Here is a 19,837-nt window from a genome sequence, read left to right as displayed (position 1 = left end):
GTGCTATGCTGGCGGCTTGTGCCGCCAGTGCCCGTTTAGACATGTCCCGGAATAACGACGCCTTGCCCCTGCCCGAAGACCTGCGTGTGTTGCTCACGGTGATTCGCAAGAACGGCTTCGCGGCCGCTGCGGATGATTTGGGCTTGTCACCGGCCTATGTCAGCAAACGCATTCAGATTCTCGAAAGCACTCTCGGCACACGTCTGCTGCACCGCACCAGCCGTCGCGTGTCCCTGACCGAGGACGGCGAGCGCGTGCAACGTTGGGCGCTGCGCATTCTCGATGACTTTCAGCAATTGCACGACGAACTGTCCGATGCCCACGCCAGTCCGCGTGGGCGTCTGCATATCTGCAGCAGCTTCGGCTTCGGCCGCAATCACGTGGCGCCAGCGGTGTCGCTCTTGGCGGAACGCTATCCGCAGCTGGAGATTCGTCTCGACCTGTTTGACCGGGTGGTGGATATCATCGACGAAGGCTTCGATCTGGAGATTCGCGTGGGCGATGACCTTCCCGGCCAGCACATCGGCCGCAGGCTGGTCAGTAATCGCCGCGTGCTGTGCGCCGCCCCCGCGTACCTGCAACGCCGCGGAACACCGCAGACCCTCGAAGACCTGCAAGCGCATGACTGCCTGGTGATCAAGGAGCGCGACAACGCTTTCGGCATCTGGAATCTGGACGGTGACAATGGCGAAGAAACCGTGCGGGTCAGCGGCCCGTTGTCCTCGAACAACGGCGAGATTGTCCTGCAATGGGCGCTGGACGGCCGCGGGATTCTGCTGCGTTCACTGTGGGATGTGAAACCCATGCTGGAGCAAGGACGCCTGGTGCGGGTGCTCGATGCTTACAGCCAGAGCGCCAACGTCTGGGCGGTTTACCCGACGCGCCTGGCGCACTCGGGGAAATTGCGCGCGTGTGTGGAGTTCTTGCAGGACCATTTCAAAGGACTGTCGCTGTAACTGCAAACACCACAGAACCCTTGTGGGAGTCAGGCGAGCCACGGATTATTGGCCAGATGCTCGCGCTCAAAGGCCTCGATCTGCTCGCGCCGCTGCAAGGTGCTGCCAATCGCATCCAGCCCCAGCAGCAAGGCGCTTTTGCGCAAGATGTCGATCTGAAAATCCACTACCGAGCCATCCGCCAGGCGGATCTGCTGCGCCTCGAGGTCAATACTGATCCGCGCCGTCTCCGGCTGCCCGACCAGCCGGCCAATCCGCTGCAACTGCGCCTCTTCCAGGGTGATCAACAACACGCCGTTACGCTGGCAATTGTCGTAGAAGATCCCGGCGAAACTGCTGCCGATCAAAGCGCGGATACCCATCTGCTGCAACCCCCACACCGCATGTTCGCGGCTGGAACCGCAGCCGAAATTCGGCCCGACCACAAGAAAACTCGCGCCCTGCCACACCGGTTGATTCAGCACGAAGTCGGGGTTGGGACCGCCATCGCGCAGAAAGCGCAGATCGAAGAACAGCCCGCGATCCAGTCCCTGCCGATCAATACCCTTGAGGAATTGCTTGGGCATGATCACGTCGGTGTCGATATTGGCCGCCAGCAACGGCGCGGCCTGACCGCTGACGTGAGTGAAGGGTTGCAGGCTCATGGGCGTTCTCCAAAATCGCGGACATCGGTGAGTCGGCCGCTGATCGCCGCGGCGGCGACCATCGCCGGGCTCATCAGATGGGTGCGCGCGCCGGCGCCCTGGCGGCCTTCGAAGTTGCGGTTGGTGCTGGAGGCGCAGCGGTCGCCGGATGCGAGCACATCGTCGTTCATCGCCAGACACATCGAGCAACCGGACTGGCGCCATTCGAAACCGGCGTCGATAAAGATCTGCGCCAGCCCTTCCGCCTCAGCCTGGGCGCGGACTTCGCTGGAACCGGGCACGATCATCGCCCGCACGTGCCCGGCCACTCGCCGGCCGTCGACGATTCGGGCGGCGTCACGCAAATCTTCGATGCGCGCATTGGTGCACGAGCCAATAAAGGCGTGGCTGATGACGATCTCGCTGAGCGCCATGCCCGCTTCGAGGCCCATGTAATTCAGGGCGCGGCGCATGTCCTGACGCAGGATCGGATCGCTGATCGCTTGCGGGTCCGGTACACGCGCGCCAATAGCGGCAGCCTGATCCGGGCTGGTGCCCCAGGTGACCATCGGCTCAAGGACGCTGGCATCGAGGTGGATCTCGCGGTCAAACTCCGCGCCCGGATCACTGCGCAGTTCGCGCCATTTTTCCACGCCCTGTTCCCACAGTGCGCCAACCGGCGCCCTTGGTTTGCCCTTGAGGTAGGCGAACACCTTTTCATCCGGCGCCATGAACGCTCCGCGCGCGCCGGCCTCGACCGCCATGTTGCAGATGGTCATGCGCGCTTCGACGCTCAACGCATCGATGGTCGAACCGCAGAATTCAATCGCATAACCGCTGGCCCCGGAAGCGCCGATTCGACCGATCAGCGCCATGATCACGTCTTTGGAGGTCAGGCCCGGCGGCAGTGCGCCATCGATGGTCACGCGCAGGGTTTTCAGGCGTTTGTAGATCAGGGTCTGTGACGCCAGCAGGTGCTCGATCTCGGAGGTGCCGATGCCAAAACCAAAGGCACCGAGGGCGCCGTAGGTCGTGGTGTGGCTGTCGCCAGCGGCAATCACCATGCCCGGCAGAATGAAGCCCTGCTCCGGGGCGATCACATGTTCGATGCCCTGACGCTTGTCGAGGATGTCGAGCAATTCGATGCCGAAGTCCCGGCAGTTTTCTGCCAGGTACGACACTTGCCGGGCACCGCCCGCGTCGGGCATGGCAGCGATGCGCAGCGGCGCGGTCGGGTTGACGTGATCGACCACCGCCAGCGCCGTGCCCGGCCGCCACACCTTGCGCCCGGCCGCACGCAAACCGCTGAAGGCCTGCGGGCTGGTGTATTCGTTGATCACCTGGCGATCGATATACAACAGCACATGGCCCTGATCATCGAGACGGCAAACCGTGTGCGAATCGATGTGTTTGGCGTAGAGGGTTCTGGCGGTCATCACGGGGCGCTCATTGAGGAATCCGGTGATGCCCATCATAGGGAGCATGCACCGGCCATCAATTGGCAGAGGGTGATGGCGTCGTTCATGAAGCGTGTTCGATCCCGACACACCGAAATTTCCCTTGTGGGAGCGAGCCTGCTCGCGAAAGCGGTGGGTCAGGCACGAATGCATTGTCTGATCCGGCGCCTTCGCAAGCAGGCTCGCTCCTACAGGGGACTTGTTGTGATTGAGGCGAAACGCGAAACATTTACTTTCATATCGTTTATCGGGATTTGCCGCGCTCATTCGTCTTATAGAGATGCGAGCCGGCCGCGTAGGCAAAAGCCACGGCCGGACCTTCCAGGGAAACAGCGACTGCGAAGCCCGTAGTCATGCCCCTTTCACCGAAAACAAGACGCGCAACCATGTCGAAGAAATCCCGTTCCAAACTGTGGTTCCTGGTGCATAGCTGGCTCGCTTTGCCCATCTGGTTCTTTGTGCTGATCGTCTGTGTCACCGGCACGCTGGCGGTGGTCAGCCAGGAAATCGTCTGGCTGGCCAACCCGCAGATGCGCGCCAGCCAGCCGGCGGATGATGCGCCACGACTCAGCTACGACCAGATTCTGGCCGCGATCAAGCAGGCCGAACCGCAAACCGTGGTGCAGCGCATCAGCCGGCCCGACGAGTCGCATTTTGCCCTCGACGTCAACGTCAGCTACCCCGACGGGCGTTCGCAAACCGTTTACGTCAATCCCTATACCGGGGTGATTCAGGGCGGCGCGCCGGACTTCAATTTCAAAGCCTTCACCCGTGCACTGCATGGCTGGTGGCTGGTGCCGTTCACCAACGGCTTCAGTTGGGGCTGGTATCTGGTGTCGTTCCTCGGCTTGCCGTTGCTGGCTTCGTTGATCACCGGGTTGGTGGTCTATAAACGCTTCTGGAAAGGCTTCTTCCACCCGACCCTGCGTTTTCGTCACGGTGCGCGGATCTTCTGGGGCGACTTCCACCGTCTCAGCGGCATCTGGTCGATCTGGTTCATCGCGGTCATCTCCATCACCGGCATCTGGTTCCTGATCGAAGCGCTGCTGTTCGACAATCACATTTCCATTTCCAGCGAGCCGGTCATTCCGGCGATGGCCCGTGAAGCGGTGCCGATCTCCGCCGACGGCACGCCGCCGCCGCGCATCAGCCTCGACCGCGCGATTGAAGTCGCGCAGCAGAAAATCCCTGGCCTGGAAGTCAGCTTCGTCAGCCTGCCGGGCAATGCTTACAGCCACATGAACCTCGGTGGCCGTGGCTGGTATCCGCTGATGTTCCAGTCCGCCACGCTCAACCCGTTCAACGGTGATCTGGCCGCTTCGCGACTGTTGTCCGATCGCACTGCGCTGGAGTTCGTCACCGAATCCATGCGTCCCCTGCACACCGGCGACTTCGGCGGGTTGTGGATCAAGCTGATCTGGTTCTTCTTCGGTCTGGTGCTGAGCATGATGGTGCTCAGCGGCCTGTTGATCTGGACCAAACGCACCGCGCTGGCCACCGCCAATGCGCTCAAGCGTGAATCGAAGAAAACCCGTGTGACGGCGCAACCAGCCGTCAATCGTGAGCCTGCGGAGGTCAACCCGTGAGCAAGTCCATTGCGGCACCGCAACCCTCGCGCCTGAGCCGGTTCTGGCATAAATGGCGCTTCCACATCAACGTTTTGCTGTTGCTGATTCCGCTGGGCTTCATGCCCAAATACTTCGCCGATGCCGCGCTGTTTCGCGGCGATATCGGGCTGGGTGAGCGCGAAGTCGGCGAAATCGCCGTCGGCCCGTGGAGCCTGCGTCTGGCCGAATTGCGCAACGAAGCGCCACGCCTGGAAGGCCCGGCCGGCTACATGAAAGGTTTCAACGCCGCGCTCTGCGATGCCTGCATCGACAAGGTCAAGGCGACCTACCTGCGGATCGGCAAACCGCGTAGCCTGCGCGCAGCCGGCGCGCTGTTCTTCGGCACGCCCTATCGCATGGGCGCGCAATTGCCGGTGCCGGAAAAAACCAAAGCCGATGCCGAACTGTGGATCACCATGGAAGGCTGGGACGGCAGCATGCATCAGGCCTCTATTCCCCTGAGCCAGGCCTCGCCCGCCACCCTCGACTGGCTGAACAAACAAGGAGCCCGACCATGACTCGCTTTCAACGTGCTTCGCGCCTGCATTTGAGCGCCGTGTTGCTGGTGCTGAGCGCCGCTTTCAGCACTGGCGCGCTGGCGCATAACCCGATGTGCGAATGCAAAGCCATCGACGCCGAACAGATCAAATGCACCGGCGGCTTCTCCGACGGCAGCGGCGCTCCGGGGGTGACCCTCGATGTGATCGGCTACGACGAAACGATCCTGGTGCCGGGCAAGCTCGGCGCCGATTCAACCCTGACCTTCAAAAAGCCCGGCGCCGAATTCTACGTACTGTTCGACGCCGGCCCCGGCCATGTGGTCGAAATCGACCAAGCGGATATCCAGGCCCCATGAGTACACCAACCACGCAAATCGTGCGCCCGGCCGGCGCCGGTCATGAAACTCTAAATGTGTTGCTGCTGTGCCTGTTGATTCTGGCGGTCGCCGGTTCCGTGGTGGCCTGGCGCGGCGTCTCCCATGAGCCGGAGCCGGTGGCCGGCAATCAGCTCGACGCGCGCCGTGACCTCACGGCGTCCGAGCAAGGCATCTATGCCGATCTGCGCGTGACCCTCGATGAAATCCGTCTGCTGCGTGAAGAACAGCAAGCGCTGCCGACGCCGCAGAATCTGGCCGACGAAGGGTTCGCGCCGTTTGCCCGCGATGCGAGTTCGGTCAGCCGTGGCGGGCATGCCTGGCAACTGCTCGGCGACACCGCCTACTTCGGTCACAGCCAGTCGAGCAGCGTCGCCGGTTCGTTCCTGATGCGCCTGAGCAGCGATGACCAGGCGGCGCCGGACATCTGGCTCAACCGTGGCGCTGCGCTGCAAACGCCGACCGAATTGTCCGACGCGGCCCTCGCCGCTGCTGGCTGGAAACAGATTGTCGCGCAATACGATGCCGGGGTAACCCGCGAACATCGCCATTGATGCCTCGCCCATTTTCGAGAGAAGACTGCTTGCCCATGTCCATTTCATTACCTCGCCGTCCGTTGCTGCGTTCGCTTCTGCTCGGCGTCTGCGCCTGCCTGCTCAGCCCGCTGGTCAGCGCCGATCAGGCCAAGCGCCTGCGCATCGGCATCACTCTGCACCCGTATTACAGCTACGTGGCGAACATCGTCGGCGACAAGGCCGATGTGGTGCCGTTGATTCCCGCCGGTTTCAACCCGCATGCCTACGAGCCGCGTGCCGAGGACATCAAACGCATCAGCGGGCTGGACGTGGTCGTGCTCAACGGTGTTGGCCATGACGACTTCGCCGACCGCATGATCGCCGCCAGCGAAACACCGAACATCAAGACCATCGAAGCCAACGAAAACGTCCCGCTGCTGGCGGCCACCGGGGTGGCCGCGCGCGGCGCCGGCAAAGTGGTCAATCCACACACGTTCCTGTCGATCAGCGCTTCCATCGCCCAGGTCAACAACATCGCCCGCGAACTGGGCAAACTCGACCCGGACAACGCCAAGACCTACACACAGAACGCCCGCGCTTATGGCAAACGCCTGCGACAGATGCGCGCCGATGCCCTGGCGAAACTTTCCCAGGCGCCCAACGCCGAACTGCGCGTCGCCACCGTGCACGCGGCTTACGACTATTTGCTCCGTGAGTTCGGGCTGGAAGTGACCGCGGTGGTCGAACCGGCCCACGGCATCGAGCCGAGCCCGAGTCAGCTGAAAAAGACCATCGACCAGCTGCGCGAGCTGGACGTGAAGGTGATCTTCTCGGAGATGGATTTCCCGTCCACTTATGTCGACACCATTCAGCGTGAATCCGGGGTAAAGCTGTATCCGCTGTCGCACATTTCCTACGGCGAATACACCGCCGACAAGTACGAAAAGGAAATGACCGGCAACCTCAACACCGTGGTGCGGGCGATTCAGGAGTCTGGCGCATGACTTCAAAGGAAACCCTCATCGCCGATAGCAGTGAAAACCCTGTGGGAGCGAGCTTGCTCGCGAAGGCGTCAGATCAGCCAACCACTCCTTTGAATGAAACACCGCATTCGCGAGCAAGCTCGCTCCCACAAGGGGTAAGCGGACCGACACTGGATTTTGCCGACGTGAGCCTGACCCTCGGCCGCACGACCATTCTCGACAAGGTCACCTTTAAGGTGCAGCCCGGCAGCGTGCATGCGCTGGTCGGCCCGAACGGCGGCGGCAAGAGTTCGCTGATCAAGACCTTGCTCGGGCAGATGCCCCATCAGGGCCAGCTCAGTCTGCGGTGGCCCGGCGCGCCCGGCACCATCGGTTACGTGCCGCAGGCGCTGGAGTTCGATCGCGGTTTACCGATGACGGTCGACGATTTCATGGCGGCGATGTGTCAGCGCCGCCCGGCATTTCTCGGTTTGAGCAAACGCTACGCTGCCGCCATCGGTGAGGCGCTGGAGCGCGTCGGCATGCAGGACAAGCGCAAGCGGCGCATGGGCGCACTGTCCGGTGGCGAACGCCAGCGCGTCTTGCTCGCGCAGGGGCTGATTCCCGCACCGCAATTACTGGTGCTGGATGAACCGATGTCGGCCCTCGATGAGGCCGGGATCCAGGTGTTCGAACGCCTGCTCGGCGACTGGCGCGCAGCGGGTATCACGGTGCTGTGGATCGAGCACGATCTGGAAGCGGTCGGCCGTTTGGCCGATCGGGTCACCGGGCTCAATCGGCGCGTACTGTTCGACGCCACGCCGCAACAGGCGCTGACCCCGGAGCGGCTGCTCAGCCTGTTTTCCACCCATCCGCGGAGTGCTGCCTGATGAGTTACGAAGCCTTTCGTTTGATGGTACAGGGCTGGGCCTCTTCCGGCTACCTGCCGGAAGCGCTGGCCTACGGATTCGTGGTCAATGCGTTGCTCGCCGGTTTGCTGATCGGCCCGGTCCTCGGCGGCCTCGGCACGCTGGTGGTGGTCAAGCGCTTCGCGTTTTTCTCCGAAGCCGTCGGCCACGCGGCGCTGACCGGTGTGGCCATCGGCATTCTGCTCGGCGAACCTTACACCGGCCCCTATGGCGCCCTGTTCGGCTACTGCCTGCTGTTCGGCATCCTGCTCAACTATCTGCGCAACCGCACCGGTCTGGCGCCAGACACGTTGATCGGCGTGTTCCTTTCGGTATCGCTGGCATTGGGGGCGAGCCTGCTGCTGATTCTCGCCGGCAAGATCAACGTGCACATTCTCGAGAACGTGCTGTTCGGTTCGGTGCTGACGGTCAACGGCAACGACATTGCGGTGTTGGCGATTGTCGGCTCGCTGGTCATGGCACTGGCCTTGCCGCTGTACAACCGCATCATGCTGGCCAGTTTCAACCCGCAACTGGCGGCGGTGCGTGGCGTCGCCGTGAAGACCCTGGATTATCTGTTCGTGATTCTGGTGACCCTGATCACCGTGGCGGCGGTGAAAGTCATCGGCGCGATTCTGGTCGGCGCATTGCTGGTGATTCCGGCTGCCGCTGCCCGCTTGCTCAGCCAGTCGCTCAAGGGCTTTTTCTGGTGTTCGGTGCTGATCGCCACGGTCAGCACGCTGTGCGGGATTCTCGCGCCGATCGTGTTCGATCTGCCGATTCCATCCGGCGCCGCGATCATTCTGGTCGCCGGCATCGCCTTCGCCCTCGCCGCCATTGCCCGCGGCGTTGTCCCCAGCCTGAAAGGGAATCTTGGATAAATGATCTTTTCGTTGCGAAAAATGACCCTGGCTCTGGCCCTGTGCGGCATTGTCAGCACGCCGTTGTTGGCCGCCGAAAGCGCCAAACCGCTGCGGGTCCTGGCCTCGTTGCCGATTACCTATGGTCTGGGCGAGGTTCTGCTCAAGGGCACGGATGTCAGCCTTGAACGCGCGGCACCGGCGAACCTGCCAGGCAGCCGGCAGAGCGCCTACTTCACCGGGCGTGGCGCGCCAGCACTGAGCAAACTGGCCAGCGATGCCGACGCGGTGATCGGCGTGCGCTCGCTGTGGCCGGATGATCAGCTTTATCCGATCGCCCGGCGCAGCAATATCCGCATCGTCGAAGTCGACGCTGCGCGCCCGGTCGACGGCGCCCTCCCCGGCATTGCCGTGCAGCCAGATCTCAACGTCGATGGTTTGAACAGCCAGCCATGGCTGGCCAGCAATAACATGGGACGCATGGCGGATGTGATGGCCGCCGATCTGGTGCGCTTGGCACCGGCCGCCAAAGCGAAAATCGAGGAGAATCTGGCGACGCTGAAACAACGTCTGCTCAAGCTCAGCGCCGACAGCGAGGCGCGCCTGGCCCGTGCCGACAACCTCAGCGTGATGAGCTTGAGCGATCACTTCGGCTATCTGATCGGCAGCCTCAATCTGGAGCTGATCGGTCAGGATGCGCGGCCGGACGCCGAATGGACCGCTGAGGATCTGAAGAAGCTTACCGCGACCCTCAAGGACAACGACGTCGCGGTGGTGCTGCATCATCGTCAGCCATCGGAAGCGGTGACGGCGGCGATTACCGAATCGGGCAGCCGCTTGCTGGTATTGAGCACCGATGCGGTGGATCCGGTGGCGGAGCTGGAAAGCAATGTGGATGCGCTGATCAAAGGTCTGAGCGGAGCGTAATTTCAGTCGGACCGGGTTATCGATCATCGCCAGCAGGCTGGCTCCCACAGGGGTTGTGTTCACCGACAATCCCCTGTAGGAGCTAGCCTGCTGGCGATGAGGCCCGCCCGGGCAACACAAATCCAAAGCATGAAAAAACCCGCTGCCCCTCAAAGGTTCAGCGGGTTTCTTTTGCCCCGGATTTACCGGGCAGCGGCTTGGGCATCCATCTTCTGGCGCAGGCTCAGCGGGCGCATGTCGGTCCAGACTTCCTCGATGTAGGCCAGGCATTCCTTTTTCAGGCCGCTCTTGCCCACGGTGCGCCAGCCCTCTGGCACGGCTTTGTAATCCGGCCAGATCGAGTACTGCTCTTCGTGGTTGACCACGACTTGAAAGAGGATGTCCTCGCGGTCGAATACTGACGTCATGCTGCTTCTCCATCGTTGTAAGGGTGGGCCGCACGCGCGGTGCAGCCGGGTATGTAGAAAGAACGTTCGGCGCGGCGAAAAATTTACAGTGCCGTGGTCGCCGCCGCCAAAGCGCGGCCGAAGATCTCGGCGACGCGGTCGATCTCAGCGGCTGTGATCACCAATGGCGGCAGGAAACGCACCACCGCGCCATGCCGCCCGCCCAGCTCGAGAATCAGTCCACGCTTGAGGCATTCGCGCTGCACCAGTGGCGCCAGACGGGCAAATGCCGGCGGATGGCCAAGGGCATCCACTGCGCCGTTGGGGTCGACCAGTTCGACGCCCAGCATCAGGCCGCGGCCGCGGATATCGCCGAGTTGCGGGAAGTCGCGCTGCAGGATGTGCAGGTGCTCGCTGAGCCGTGCGCCCATGGCTTCGGCGTGTTCGCACAGTTTGTGTTCCAGCAGATAGCGCATTACCGCAGAACCGGCGGCCATCGCCATCTGATTGCCGCGGAAGGTGCCGGCGTGAGCGCCCGGCTGCCACGTGTCGAGCCAGTCGCGATACACCACCACCGCCAGCGGCAGGCTGCCGCCAATGGCTTTGGACAGCACCACCACATCCGGAATGATGCCGGCGTATTCGAAGGCAAACATTCTGCCGGTGCGGGCGAAACCGCTCTGGATCTCGTCGACGATCAACGCCACCCCAGCCTGCTCGGTGATCCGGCGCAAGCCGCGCAACCACTCGATATTCGCGGGAATAACACCGCCCTCGCCCTGCACCGCTTCAACGATCACCGCGGCGGGCAATTGCACACCGCCTTCGGGGTCGTTGAGCAGGTTTTCCAGATAACTCAGGTTGGCTTTGATCCCCGCTGCACCGCCGAGGCCGAACGGGCAGCGGTAGTCATACGGGAATGGCATGAACTGCACGCCCGAACTGAGCAAGGCACCCAGCGGTTTTTTCGGGCCCAGGCTGCCCATCAGGCTCAAAGCGCCCTGACTCATGCCGTGATACCCACCGGAAAACGACAATACCGTGCTCCGCCCCGTGGCCGTGCGCACCAGTTTCAGCGCGGCTTCTACCGCGTCAGTGCCGGTCGGCCCACAGAACTGGATTTTTGCTTGCGCCGCGAGAGCGGGTGGCAGCAGACCGAACAGGTCCTGGACGAACTGATCCTTGACCGGCGTCGTCAGGTCGAGGGTGTGCAAGGGCAATTCATCGGCCAGCACCTGCTGGATCGCCTCGATCACAACGGGATGATTGTGCCCCAGCGCCAACGTACCGGCGCCGGCCAGGCAGTCGATGAAGCGGCGGCCCTCGACGTCTTCAACATACAGGCCCTTGGCGCGTTTGAGCGCCAGCGGAATACGCCGCGGATAACTGCGCGCATTCGACTCCTGTTGCGCCTGGCGCGCGAGCAGTGGCGATTCGTCGAACTGGTACAACGTTTCGACCGGCGCCGAGGTAACCCGGACCGACTCTTCGATAAGGCTGGTGGCGACTGACATTTCTCGACCCCTCAATGAACTATGGATAGCGACCCAAACGGCACGCCGGACAACTGCGCGTTCCGGTCACGGGGCGCACTGGCAGGTTTTCCTGTTCTTGAAACGCTTAAGGGCGTCGAGGATTTAGCCCTTGACCGGGTCGTCAGACCGGCAACACCAAAGGCTTGTGCATGGGCTGCACCTGCAAGCCATGGCATTCGCAAGGCGCGGTGGCTGCGCGATAGCCCAGATGTCGATAAAACGCCTGACCCGTACGCGTGCTATTGAGCTGCGCCTGCAGCACACCACGAATCAGCAGCCAACCCTCCAGATCCCGCATCAACGCACGCCCGACACCGCGGCGAAACGACTCCGGCTGGACATGACACAGCAGAATCTCGCTGCCATTGCCTGCCATGCCGACGCCGACCGGCTTGTCATCAAGCAAAGCGATGCACAGGTAAAACTGCGGGTCGGCGAGCCGGGCGCTGATGACATCGGCGGATTGCAGGCCGACCCAGCGGCTGACGAGTGAAAGGTCGTTGCGGTGATCGTGCGCACAGCCAAAGCGGATCGAACGTTCGATGATGCGGCTGATAATGCCGGCATCGGCCAGTGTGGCCGGGCTGATGCAGATGGACGCTTCCATGGCGCAGTTCCCTCAATCCATTGAGTCAAAGCTGCGTCGACCTTACGCCCAGCCCGAGCGGATAGCGAACGCCGAGAAGTTACATTTGATGTGCCCCTGTGGGAGCGAGCCTGCTCGCGAAGACGGCAGGACAGACAGCATCGATGTGCCTGTAAAACCGCTTTCGCGAGCAGGCTCGCTCCTACAGGGGATGTGTGCCAGGTCTACACGCGTTGCAACGGCATGGTCAGTTCAACACGCAACCCATCCGCGCGGCTGTCGAAATGCAGCGCACAGTCGCAGCGCTGGACGATCGCCTGAACAATTGCCAGGCCGAGGCCACAACCGGTGCTCTGGCCGTTGCGCCAGAAGCGTTGGGTCAGGTGTTGCAGATCATCCGGGGCAATGCCCGGACCATGGTCGCGCACGACAAATCGCACACGGTTGCCGAGGGTGATCAGGCTGAGCTCGACCCTGCAGTCCTCAGCGGTATGGCGCAGAGCGTTGTCGAGCAGATTACGCAGCGCGGCAATTGCCAGCACGGCGGGCATCGACAGCGGTGCTGTCGACAGATCCTGCGGCAGTTGCAGCTCAATGCGCGTGCGCTCACCGCCGGTGGCGTCCTGAATCGCCAGACGTGCGACTTGTTCAGCGCTGCACTGCGAGCCGTCGTCGAACGACAGGCTGCCCTCGACCCGCGCCAGCAACAACAATTGCTCAAGGGTGCGATGCAAACGATCGGCGCCCTCCTCGGCCCGCGCCAATGACTGATCGCGGGCGTTGCCATCGGTCATCCGCGCCACTTGCAGGTGGGTCTTGATCGCTGTCAGCGGGCTGCGCAGTTCATGGGCGGCGTCGCCGGTCAGCCGTCGTTCACGCTCGATGGTCTTGCCGATGCGCTGGAACAACTGGTTCTGGGTTTCCAGCAGCGGTTTCAATTCGCTGGGAAACGTCTGGATCTGCAATGGCTCAAGCGAATCGGCGTTGCGCCGCATCAGCGCTTCACGCAGACGATTGAGCGGCGCCAGGCCCTGGCCGATCCCCAGCCACAACAGGCACAGACAACCGAGCAGCGCCACACCGACCGGCACCGACGCCGCCAACAGGATCGACATGTTCAGCGCCTCGCGCTCGATCTGCCGATCCGCTGTGGTAATCCGCACATCGCCTCGTGCCAACGTAAAGCTGCGCCACGGCGCGCCATCGATCATCTGGTCATGGAAGCCCATTTTCTCGGCTTCCAGCGCCTGTTCGGGGTTGTTGTGGCTGCGGGCGAGAATTTCCCCGCGCAAGGAACTGACCTGACAGGCCATGCCGCCGGGAATATTCAATTGCTCGGCGCTGAAATGGGTGCCCTCGCCTTTGCTCGGCAGCGTCGGCAATTGCTCGAGCAGGCCGGCGACCATGCGCGCCGACGCGACCAGACGCTGGTCGAGGGAAAACATCATCTGGTTGCGCAAATCACTGAGCATCCACGCCGCCGCCAACGCCCAGATCAGCGCAAACGCAGCGCCCAGGGTCAGGCTCAGGCGCAACCGCAGACTCATCACTTGCCTTGCTCTCCACCGTCAGCCGGGCCGAGGCGATAGCCCAGACCGCGCACGGTTTCGACGATGCCCTTGCCCAGTTTGCTGCGCAGATGATGGATGTGTACGTTCAGCGCGTTGCTTTCCAGTTCATCGTTGAAGCCGTAGACGCTGTCCTTCAATTGCTCGGTGGACAGCACCCGGCCGCGATTGTGCAACAGCGCCTGGAGCAGTGACTGCTCGCGCCGTGACAAATCGACCGGTTGCCCGGACAGAGTGGTTTCGCGGCTGCTCGGGTCGTAGGTCAGCGCGCCGTGCTCGATCAGGTTGACGCTGCGTCCGGCCACCCGACGCAACAGGGTTTGCAGACGCGCGAACAGCTCACGCAGGTCAAACGGCTTGAGCAGGTAATCGTCCGCCCCGGCCTGCAAGCCGTCGACGCGGTCGGTCACCGAGTCGCGCGCGGTCAGTATCAGCACCGGAATCTCCAGCCCGCCCTGACGCAATTGCTGCAGCAACTTGAGGCCATCTTCGTCGGGCAGACCGAGGTCGAGCACCATCACGTCGAACTCGGCAACCTTGAGCATCGCCCGCGCTTTCGATGCGGTGTTGACGTGCTCGACCGTCAAACCCTGAGCCGTGAGGCCGGCAACGATGCCGCTGGCGATCAGCTCATCGTCTTCGCAAACCAGTACGTGCATGGGCGCTCCGAAAATAAAAAGGCGAGTGAAGCAGGCGAGGATTAAGTGGCAATTATGGCGGTCACCGGCAGTGACGGGAAGACCAGACTCAACGGCCACGCAAACCACGCAGCACCAGGCTGGAAACTTTGTTAAATACGTACACCCATACGGAAACACTTTGCGTCTGTATCGCCAAATACCGCTGATTTAGCCTTGGAGCTGTTGTTTCAACTTACTTAAAAGGACTTAACGCACATGCCTCAACTAAAAAACTTCGTCGCCATCGATTGGCGCGCCGGCCCGGATCGCATTTACTTCTTTTTCAAGGACAGTGACACCTACTCTCGCTTCGATCTGGGAACCAACAAGGTTCCCGATATCTACCCCGCCTCCACGGCGGGCAGCTGGGACAAGTTCGACCCGTTCGTCAAAGACCTGCGCTTCGGTTTTACAACCACGTCAATAGGCTTCAACGCCCCGGGCGACGAAGACATTGCGTGGTTATTCCATTACCAGGGCGCAACGCCCATGGTTTGCAAGTACGACCAGGATAAAGATGCGGTCGCCAGTTTTCAGAAAGTCGCCGATTCGATCTGGAAACCGATACTGCCGTACTTCGACCAGATCATTGCCGGCACCTGGTTTCAACTGACCGGGCAAGCGTTTCTGTTTCGCTTCATTCTCAATGACGGACATTATCTGTCGTTCAATTACAGAGCAAAAACCCTGACGCGCAATCCGTTCGGCGAATATCAACTGGGCGTATTGAAACCCTACAAAGACCGCATCATTACTGCTGCACAAAATGACCGGACGCTCGCCGACAGCTACTGGTACATTTTCCTGACCAACAATCAGTATCTGGTTTACAACATCCAGAGCGATCGACTGGTCTCCGGTCCGCACACGATCAACGAAGCGAACTGGCCCGGACTGCTGCGCGGCTGATTAGCCGATCCGGAGAGAGCCTTGTACGATACGGGTTAATTATCGGTTAATCGCCGCCGCCCATTCTGCGCTCACTTGCACAGGGACAAGGCTCCTCCATGCGTCATTTTTTTCTTTTGCTCGCTCTCTTGATCTCGGGTCTGGCCCAGGCAGGAAACAATCCATTCGATACGAAACCGGAGTTCTTGCCGGTCGACAAAGCTTTCGTGCTGACATCCGAACGTCTCGAGTCCGGGGAAACCCAGTTGTTCTGGCAGATCAACGACGGCTATTACCTGTATCAGAAACGGTTGAAGTTCGATGGGCTCACCGCCGACCAGCAGCCGACGCTGCCCGAGGGCGAATCCCACAGCGACGAGTTCTTCGGCGAGCAACCGGTCTACCGTCAGGGTCTGGAAGTGAAAATTCCGGCATCCGCCAGCGGTCAGATCAAGGTCAGCTATCAAGGCTGTGCCGATGCCGGTCTGTGTTATCCACCGCAAACCCGCGTGATTGATCTTGGTGGCAAGGCGACCGTTGCGCCGGGCGCTCAAGCACCGGATCAGGCCCTGGCCAGCAGCCTGCAACAACGGGCGCTGGGCTGGAGTTTATTGGTGTTCTTCGGCCTCGGTCTGCTGCTGGCCTTTACCCCTTGCACGTTGCCGATGCTGCCTATTCTCGCCGGCATGGTGGTCGGCAGCGGCGCCACACCGCGGCGCGGCTTTGCCTTGGCCGGAAGCTATGTGATCTGCATGGCGCTGGTCTATGCCGCAATGGGCGTGATCGCCGCGCTGCTCGGCGCGAACCTGCAGGCATGGTTGCAGAACCCTTGGTTGCTCGGCACGTTTGCGGCAATTTTTGTGATTCTGGCCCTGCCGATGTTCGGCTTCTTCGAACTGCAACTGCCGGTGGCCCTGCGTGATCGCCTCGAACATGCCTCGCGCAGTCGCAGCGGTGGCAGCCTGATCGGTGCCGGGGTGCTCGGTGCGCTGTCCGGTCTGCTGGTTGGCCCGTGCATGACCGCACCGCTGGCCGGCGCCCTGCTCTATATCGCGCAGACCGGCAATGCCTTGCACGGTGGCTTGATTCTGTTCTCGCTGGGCATCGGTATCGGTGTGCCGTTGCTGTTGCTGGTGACCGTGGGCAACCGCTTCCTGCCCAAGCCCGGCGCGTGGATGAACCTGCTCAAAGGCGTGTTCGGTTTCCTCTTTCTCGCCACTGCGCTGTTGATGCTGCGCCCGGTACTGGAGGCGTCGTTGTGGCTGGGCCTGTGCGGTGCATTGCTGTTGATCGCCGCGTTCTGCGCCTGGAAACAGTCCGAAGGTTTTGGCCGCGTCGCGCAGGTGTTCGGTGCCACTTCGCTGCTGCTCGGGTTGTGGGGCAGCCTGCTGGTGATTGGCGCGGCCGGTGGTAGCGACGACCCGTATCAACCGTTGCAGGTCTACAGCGCTGGCCGTGCCGGTTCAGTAGCGCCAGCCGGGCATGACGCGTTCACCACGATCAAAGAGCCGGCGGCGCTGCAACGCGAACTCGACGCGGCCAAGGCGCAGGGCCAATGGGTGCTGCTCGATTACTACGCCGACTGGTGCGTGTCGTGCAAGGTCATGGAAAAACAGGTATTCGGCAAGGTCAATGTGATGCAGGCGTTGAATGATGTGCGCCTGCTGCGGCTCGATGTCACTGCTGACAATGCCGCCAGCCGTGAGCTGCTCAGCCGCTACAAAGTGCCGGGGCCACCGAGTTTCGTCTGGATCGGCGCCGACGGCGAAGAGCGTCGCGGCCAGCGCATCACCGGCGAAGTCGATGCCGATACATTCCTGCAACGCTGGAACGCTACCCGAGACGCCCATTAATGCTCACTCTGACCCTCGGCACCTTTGCCATCGCGCTCAACCATCTGCTGCTGATCAGTGCCCTGGCGCTGGCGACTTTTGTCGGCTGGCGGGTGGCCAAGCGCGGTGGCGATAACCCCGAGTCGGCACTGTTCAGCCTGTTTTTGCTGGGCATGCTCGCCGCGCGGGTGGCCTTTGTCGCGCTGTACTGGTCGCACTATCGCGCTGACCCGTGGCAGATCATCGACCTGCGTGACGGCGGTTTCCTCGCCTGGCCGGGGGTAATCGTGCTGTTGCTCGCAGCGCTGTATCGCGGCTGGCGCCGTCCCGGACTGCGTCGGCCGCTGGGTTTCGGCGTGGCCAGCGGTGTGGCGTTCTGGCTGCTCGCGACGCTGTCGCTGAATATTTACGAACAAGGCACTCGTCTGCCGGACATCACCCTGCGCAACGCGGCCGGCGAAACCATCCAGCTCAGCGATTATCGGGGCGGTCCGCTGGTGATCAATCTGTGGGCGACCTGGTGCCCGCCGTGCCGGCGCGAAATGCCCGTGCTGGAAAATGCCCAGCAACAACGCCCGGACCTGACGTTCCTGTTCGTCAACCAGGCCGAAAGCATGCAAAGCGTGGCGACGTTCCTCGAAACCCAGGGACTGAGCCTGAACAACGTATTGTTCGACCGCAGCGGTCGCCTCGGTCAGGCCGTGGGTTCGATGGCATTGCCGACTACGCTGTTCTATAGCCCCGACGGTCGCTTGCTGAGCAGCCACCTCGGTGAGTTGTCGAACGCCAGCCTGGCCCGTGCGCTGGAAAATTTCGACACGAAGGTCCCCCATTCGAACCCGGCCACCGCACCGGCCACCTCTGCAAGGAAACTGCCATGCCCCGCCTCCGCCACCTGCTGACCTTGACCCTGAGCGGCGCCCTGCTGCACTTGCCGTCGGTGCAGGCTGCTGAAGAACTGCCCGCCGCGATCAAGCAGATCGAGGCCAAGGGCGCGAAGATTGTCGGCCAGTTCGACGCCCCCGACGGCCTGCGTGGTTATGCGGCGCAATACCAGAATCGCGGCATGGCGCTGTACCTGACGCCGGATGGCAAGCACGTGTTGTTGGGTAATCTGTACGATGCCGACGGCAAGGACCTGAGCAGCGAGCCGCTGCAAAAACTGGTCTATGCGCCGATGGCCAAGGAAGTCTGGGCCAAGTTCGAGGCCAGCAACTGGATTCAGGACGGCAACAAGGAGGCACCGCGTACGGTGTACCTGTTCAGCGACCCGAACTGCCCGTATTGCAACATGTTCTGGGAACAGGCGCGGCCGTGGGTGAAAGCCGGCAAGGTGCAATTGCGCCACATCATGGTCGGCATCATTCGCGAAGACAGCCCGGGCAAATCGGCGGCGCTGCTGGCGGCGAAAGACCCGGCCAAGGCACTCGAAGACCACGAAAAGGCTGGCAAGGGCAGCTCGCTCAAAGCCTTGAAGGATATTCCGGTGGCGGTGCAGACCAAGCTGGCAGCGAACATGCAGTTGATGGAAGACCTTGAGTTGCAGGCCACACCGGCGATCTTCTACATGGATGACAAGGGTGAGCTGCAACAGCAACAAGGGGCGCCGACGGCGGAGAAGCTGGTGAAGATTCTGGGACCTAAATAACTTCAGATCCTTTGTCGTCTGAAACGGCCTCTTCGCGGGCAAGCCCGCTCCCACAGTGACCGAGGTGATCACAAATTTCGTGTACGTCACCCAATTCTGTGGGAGCGGGCTTGCCCGCGATAAACGATGACTCGGTCTAAAGGTTGCGCTCGCTCAGGAAGCTCAACAACGCATCCGTCACAAACGGCGGATTCTCCAGATTGGAGATGTGCCCCGCCTCTGGCACCAGCACGCATGGGCAACCGATCAACTCGGCCATTTCGCGAGCTTCCGCAGGCGGCCGCGGCTTGTCCTGATCGCCGCACAACACTAACGTGGTTGCCGCATCCAACTCGCCCAAGCGTGGCAACAAGTCATCACGTCCAAAAGTGATACGCCCCATCGGCACGATGCTGTCGCGCAGTCGATCGGCGGAATACGCCGCCAGTTTTGCGCGAAAATCCTGATACAGCGCCGACTGCGGATCGATGCCCGGACGGAAGAAGATCGGCACGACGATATCGAGCAGCTGTTCGGAAATCTCGCCGCTGTCTTCGATCTGCTTGAATAGCGAAAAATAGTACTGGCGGGTCGGCTCGGGCTCGACGCCGACATAGGTGTCCATCAGCACCAGACCGTTGAGTCGCTGCGGCGCCGAGAGCGCCAGACGCACGCCCCACATGCCGCCGACCGACAGGCCCACCAGCGTGACGCGGTCGATCTGCAGATGGTCGAGCAAGGCTAGCGCCTGACGGGCGATGTCATCCAGTGACGAGGTGCCTTCCGGCAACCGCCCCGACTCGCCATGGCCCCACAGATCCAAAGCAATCACCCGATAATGCGGCGCCAGCGCAGCGATCTGCGGCGCCCACATGGCGTGATCCCACAAGTAACTGCCAGCCAGCAGCACCGCCGGGCCAGCGCCTTGATCGGTGTAATGCAGCGTTTGTCCGTCAACCGTGAAAAAAGGCATCAACCATCCCCCGCGAGAAAAAACAGAACCGGCAGACTGAGCTGCCGGTTGCTGATCGTCAAGGATCGAAATG

General features: G+C 61.9%; 21 protein-coding genes. 13 read left to right on the top strand and 8 right to left on the bottom strand.

Annotation, left to right across the window (positions count from 1 at the left end; all coding sequences use genetic code 11):
• Window positions 1-5 precede the first annotated feature (5 nt).
• The gene (locus V6F91_RS20700) at window positions 6-956 is read left to right on the top strand and encodes a LysR substrate-binding domain-containing protein (RefSeq protein ID WP_332767673.1); all 951 of its coding nucleotides are present in this window, start codon (window positions 6-8) and stop codon (window positions 954-956) included.
• Between the two features lie 29 nt (window positions 957-985).
• Here V6F91_RS20700 and leuD read toward each other — a convergent pair whose 3' ends face one another.
• A complete protein-coding gene (leuD, locus tag V6F91_RS20695) occupies window positions 986-1,600 on the bottom strand; it encodes a 3-isopropylmalate dehydratase small subunit (protein WP_332767670.1) in 615 nt (204 codons plus the stop codon).
• Window positions 1,597-3,015 (bottom strand): 3-isopropylmalate dehydratase large subunit, encoded by a 1,419-nt coding sequence (gene leuC, locus V6F91_RS20690; protein WP_332767668.1) that lies wholly within the window; start codon window positions 3,013-3,015, stop codon window positions 1,597-1,599. The genes leuD and leuC overlap by 4 nt, the downstream gene beginning before the upstream one ends.
• A gap of 407 nt (window positions 3,016-3,422) precedes the next feature.
• On the opposite strand from leuC, the gene V6F91_RS20685 reads away from it, so the two are divergent.
• Genes V6F91_RS20685 through V6F91_RS20650 form a run of 8 tightly spaced genes read left to right on the top strand, consistent with a single transcriptional unit; the run spans window position 3,423 to window position 9,689 of the window.
• Complete coding sequence (locus tag V6F91_RS20685) at window positions 3,423-4,622, top strand: PepSY domain-containing protein (RefSeq protein WP_332767666.1); 1,200 nt, start codon at window positions 3,423-3,425, stop codon at window positions 4,620-4,622.
• On the top strand, window positions 4,619-5,161 hold the full coding sequence (locus tag V6F91_RS20680; protein ID WP_332767664.1) for a thiamine pyrophosphate-binding protein: 543 nt from the start codon (window positions 4,619-4,621) through the stop codon (window positions 5,159-5,161). Before V6F91_RS20685 ends, V6F91_RS20680 begins: the two co-directional genes overlap by 4 nt.
• On the top strand, window positions 5,158-5,499 hold the full coding sequence (locus V6F91_RS20675) for a hypothetical protein (protein ID WP_332767662.1): 342 nt from the start codon (window positions 5,158-5,160) through the stop codon (window positions 5,497-5,499). The genes V6F91_RS20680 and V6F91_RS20675 overlap by 4 nt, the downstream gene beginning before the upstream one ends.
• The gene (locus tag V6F91_RS20670) at window positions 5,496-6,071 is read left to right on the top strand and encodes a DUF6162 family protein (protein ID WP_332767660.1); all 576 of its coding nucleotides are present in this window, start codon (window positions 5,496-5,498) and stop codon (window positions 6,069-6,071) included. Before V6F91_RS20675 ends, V6F91_RS20670 begins: the two co-directional genes overlap by 4 nt.
• Window positions 6,071-7,036: a metal ABC transporter substrate-binding protein gene (locus V6F91_RS20665; protein WP_423815344.1), complete on the top strand. Its 966-nt coding sequence runs from the start codon at window positions 6,071-6,073 to the stop codon at window positions 7,034-7,036. The genes V6F91_RS20670 and V6F91_RS20665 overlap by 1 nt, the downstream gene beginning before the upstream one ends.
• A complete protein-coding gene (locus V6F91_RS20660; RefSeq protein ID WP_332767656.1) occupies window positions 7,033-7,884 on the top strand; it encodes a metal ABC transporter ATP-binding protein in 852 nt (283 codons plus the stop codon). Before V6F91_RS20665 ends, V6F91_RS20660 begins: the two co-directional genes overlap by 4 nt.
• A complete protein-coding gene (locus V6F91_RS20655; RefSeq protein ID WP_258448503.1) occupies window positions 7,884-8,783 on the top strand; it encodes a metal ABC transporter permease in 900 nt (299 codons plus the stop codon). Before V6F91_RS20660 ends, V6F91_RS20655 begins: the two co-directional genes overlap by 1 nt.
• Window positions 8,784-9,689, top strand: coding sequence for a metal ABC transporter substrate-binding protein (locus V6F91_RS20650; RefSeq protein ID WP_332767652.1), 906 nt, complete (start codon window positions 8,784-8,786; stop codon window positions 9,687-9,689). It begins immediately after the preceding gene.
• 182 nt (window positions 9,690-9,871) lie between these two features.
• Here V6F91_RS20650 and V6F91_RS20645 read toward each other — a convergent pair whose 3' ends face one another.
• From V6F91_RS20645 to V6F91_RS20625, 5 genes are all read right to left on the bottom strand, one after another.
• The gene (locus tag V6F91_RS20645; protein WP_332767650.1) at window positions 9,872-10,096 is read right to left on the bottom strand and encodes an MbtH family protein; all 225 of its coding nucleotides are present in this window, start codon (window positions 10,094-10,096) and stop codon (window positions 9,872-9,874) included.
• Window positions 10,097-10,179: 83 nt separating this feature from the next.
• Window positions 10,180-11,589: an aspartate aminotransferase family protein gene (locus V6F91_RS20640; protein ID WP_332767648.1), complete on the bottom strand. Its 1,410-nt coding sequence runs from the start codon at window positions 11,587-11,589 to the stop codon at window positions 10,180-10,182.
• 142 nt (window positions 11,590-11,731) lie between these two features.
• Complete coding sequence (locus V6F91_RS20635) at window positions 11,732-12,217, bottom strand: GNAT family N-acetyltransferase (protein ID WP_332767646.1); 486 nt, start codon at window positions 12,215-12,217, stop codon at window positions 11,732-11,734.
• A 203-nt stretch (window positions 12,218-12,420) separates the two neighbouring features.
• The gene (locus V6F91_RS20630) at window positions 12,421-13,743 is read right to left on the bottom strand and encodes an ATP-binding protein (RefSeq protein ID WP_332767644.1); all 1,323 of its coding nucleotides are present in this window, start codon (window positions 13,741-13,743) and stop codon (window positions 12,421-12,423) included.
• Window positions 13,743-14,423, bottom strand: coding sequence for a response regulator (locus tag V6F91_RS20625; RefSeq protein WP_332767642.1), 681 nt, complete (start codon window positions 14,421-14,423; stop codon window positions 13,743-13,745). The genes V6F91_RS20630 and V6F91_RS20625 overlap by 1 nt, the downstream gene beginning before the upstream one ends.
• Before the next feature lie 237 nt (window positions 14,424-14,660).
• On the opposite strand from V6F91_RS20625, the gene V6F91_RS20620 reads away from it, so the two are divergent.
• The 4 genes from V6F91_RS20620 to dsbG all read left to right on the top strand — a co-directional run bounded on the left by V6F91_RS20620 (window position 14,661) and on the right by dsbG (window position 18,812).
• Complete coding sequence (locus tag V6F91_RS20620) at window positions 14,661-15,353, top strand: hypothetical protein (RefSeq protein ID WP_332767640.1); 693 nt, start codon at window positions 14,661-14,663, stop codon at window positions 15,351-15,353.
• Between the two features lie 98 nt (window positions 15,354-15,451).
• On the top strand, window positions 15,452-17,185 hold the full coding sequence (gene dsbD / locus V6F91_RS20615; RefSeq protein ID WP_332767638.1) for a protein-disulfide reductase DsbD: 1,734 nt from the start codon (window positions 15,452-15,454) through the stop codon (window positions 17,183-17,185).
• Complete coding sequence (locus V6F91_RS20610; protein ID WP_332767636.1) at window positions 17,185-18,066, top strand: TlpA disulfide reductase family protein; 882 nt, start codon at window positions 17,185-17,187, stop codon at window positions 18,064-18,066. Before dsbD ends, V6F91_RS20610 begins: the two co-directional genes overlap by 1 nt.
• Complete coding sequence (gene dsbG, locus V6F91_RS20605) at window positions 18,042-18,812, top strand: thiol:disulfide interchange protein DsbG (RefSeq protein WP_332767634.1); 771 nt, start codon at window positions 18,042-18,044, stop codon at window positions 18,810-18,812. The genes V6F91_RS20610 and dsbG overlap by 25 nt, the downstream gene beginning before the upstream one ends.
• 136 nt (window positions 18,813-18,948) lie before the next feature.
• On the opposite strand, the gene V6F91_RS20600 is transcribed toward dsbG, so the two are convergent.
• Window positions 18,949-19,764, bottom strand: a complete 816-nt coding sequence (locus tag V6F91_RS20600; RefSeq protein ID WP_332767632.1) for an alpha/beta fold hydrolase — start codon at window positions 19,762-19,764, stop codon at window positions 18,949-18,951.
• Between the last annotated feature and the right edge of the window lie 73 nt (window positions 19,765-19,837).

This window comes from Pseudomonas koreensis, from assembly GCF_036668835.1.
GTDB lineage: Bacteria > Pseudomonadota > Gammaproteobacteria > Pseudomonadales > Pseudomonadaceae > Aquipseudomonas > Aquipseudomonas koreensis_I.
This window is presented reverse-complemented; position numbering and strand designations above follow the sequence as displayed.

What these genes read in the sequence shown, in the direction of transcription:
- dsbG (WP_332767634.1), top strand. Translation starts at nt 18,042, where the DNA reads ATGCCCCGCCTCCGCCACCTGCTGACCTTGACCCTGAGCGGCGCCCTG.
- V6F91_RS20620 (WP_332767640.1), top strand. Translation starts at nt 14,661, where the DNA reads ATGCCTCAACTAAAAAACTTCGTCGCCATCGATTGGCGCGCCGGCCCG.
- V6F91_RS20610 (WP_332767636.1), top strand. Translation starts at nt 17,185, where the DNA reads ATGCTCACTCTGACCCTCGGCACCTTTGCCATCGCGCTCAACCATCTG.
- V6F91_RS20650 (WP_332767652.1), top strand. Translation starts at nt 8,784, where the DNA reads ATGATCTTTTCGTTGCGAAAAATGACCCTGGCTCTGGCCCTGTGCGGC.
- V6F91_RS20670 (WP_332767660.1), top strand. Translation starts at nt 5,496, where the DNA reads ATGAGTACACCAACCACGCAAATCGTGCGCCCGGCCGGCGCCGGTCAT.
- V6F91_RS20600 (WP_332767632.1), bottom strand. Translation starts at nt 19,764, where the DNA reads ATGCCTTTTTTCACGGTTGACGGACAAACGCTGCATTACACCGATCAA.
- V6F91_RS20655 (WP_258448503.1), top strand. Translation starts at nt 7,884, where the DNA reads ATGAGTTACGAAGCCTTTCGTTTGATGGTACAGGGCTGGGCCTCTTCC.
- V6F91_RS20630 (WP_332767644.1), bottom strand. Translation starts at nt 13,743, where the DNA reads ATGAGTCTGCGGTTGCGCCTGAGCCTGACCCTGGGCGCTGCGTTTGCG.
- V6F91_RS20660 (WP_332767656.1), top strand. Translation starts at nt 7,033, where the DNA reads ATGACTTCAAAGGAAACCCTCATCGCCGATAGCAGTGAAAACCCTGTG.
- dsbD (WP_332767638.1), top strand. Translation starts at nt 15,452, where the DNA reads ATGCGTCATTTTTTTCTTTTGCTCGCTCTCTTGATCTCGGGTCTGGCC.
- V6F91_RS20640 (WP_332767648.1), bottom strand. Translation starts at nt 11,589, where the DNA reads ATGTCAGTCGCCACCAGCCTTATCGAAGAGTCGGTCCGGGTTACCTCG.
- V6F91_RS20635 (WP_332767646.1), bottom strand. Translation starts at nt 12,217, where the DNA reads ATGGAAGCGTCCATCTGCATCAGCCCGGCCACACTGGCCGATGCCGGC.
- V6F91_RS20625 (WP_332767642.1), bottom strand. Translation starts at nt 14,423, where the DNA reads ATGCACGTACTGGTTTGCGAAGACGATGAGCTGATCGCCAGCGGCATC.
- V6F91_RS20685 (WP_332767666.1), top strand. Translation starts at nt 3,423, where the DNA reads ATGTCGAAGAAATCCCGTTCCAAACTGTGGTTCCTGGTGCATAGCTGG.
- V6F91_RS20700 (WP_332767673.1), top strand. Translation starts at nt 6, where the DNA reads ATGCTGGCGGCTTGTGCCGCCAGTGCCCGTTTAGACATGTCCCGGAAT.
- V6F91_RS20665 (WP_423815344.1), top strand. Translation starts at nt 6,071, where the DNA reads ATGCCTCGCCCATTTTCGAGAGAAGACTGCTTGCCCATGTCCATTTCA.
- leuD (WP_332767670.1), bottom strand. Translation starts at nt 1,600, where the DNA reads ATGAGCCTGCAACCCTTCACTCACGTCAGCGGTCAGGCCGCGCCGTTG.
- V6F91_RS20645 (WP_332767650.1), bottom strand. Translation starts at nt 10,096, where the DNA reads ATGACGTCAGTATTCGACCGCGAGGACATCCTCTTTCAAGTCGTGGTC.
- leuC (WP_332767668.1), bottom strand. Translation starts at nt 3,015, where the DNA reads ATGACCGCCAGAACCCTCTACGCCAAACACATCGATTCGCACACGGTT.
- V6F91_RS20675 (WP_332767662.1), top strand. Translation starts at nt 5,158, where the DNA reads ATGACTCGCTTTCAACGTGCTTCGCGCCTGCATTTGAGCGCCGTGTTG.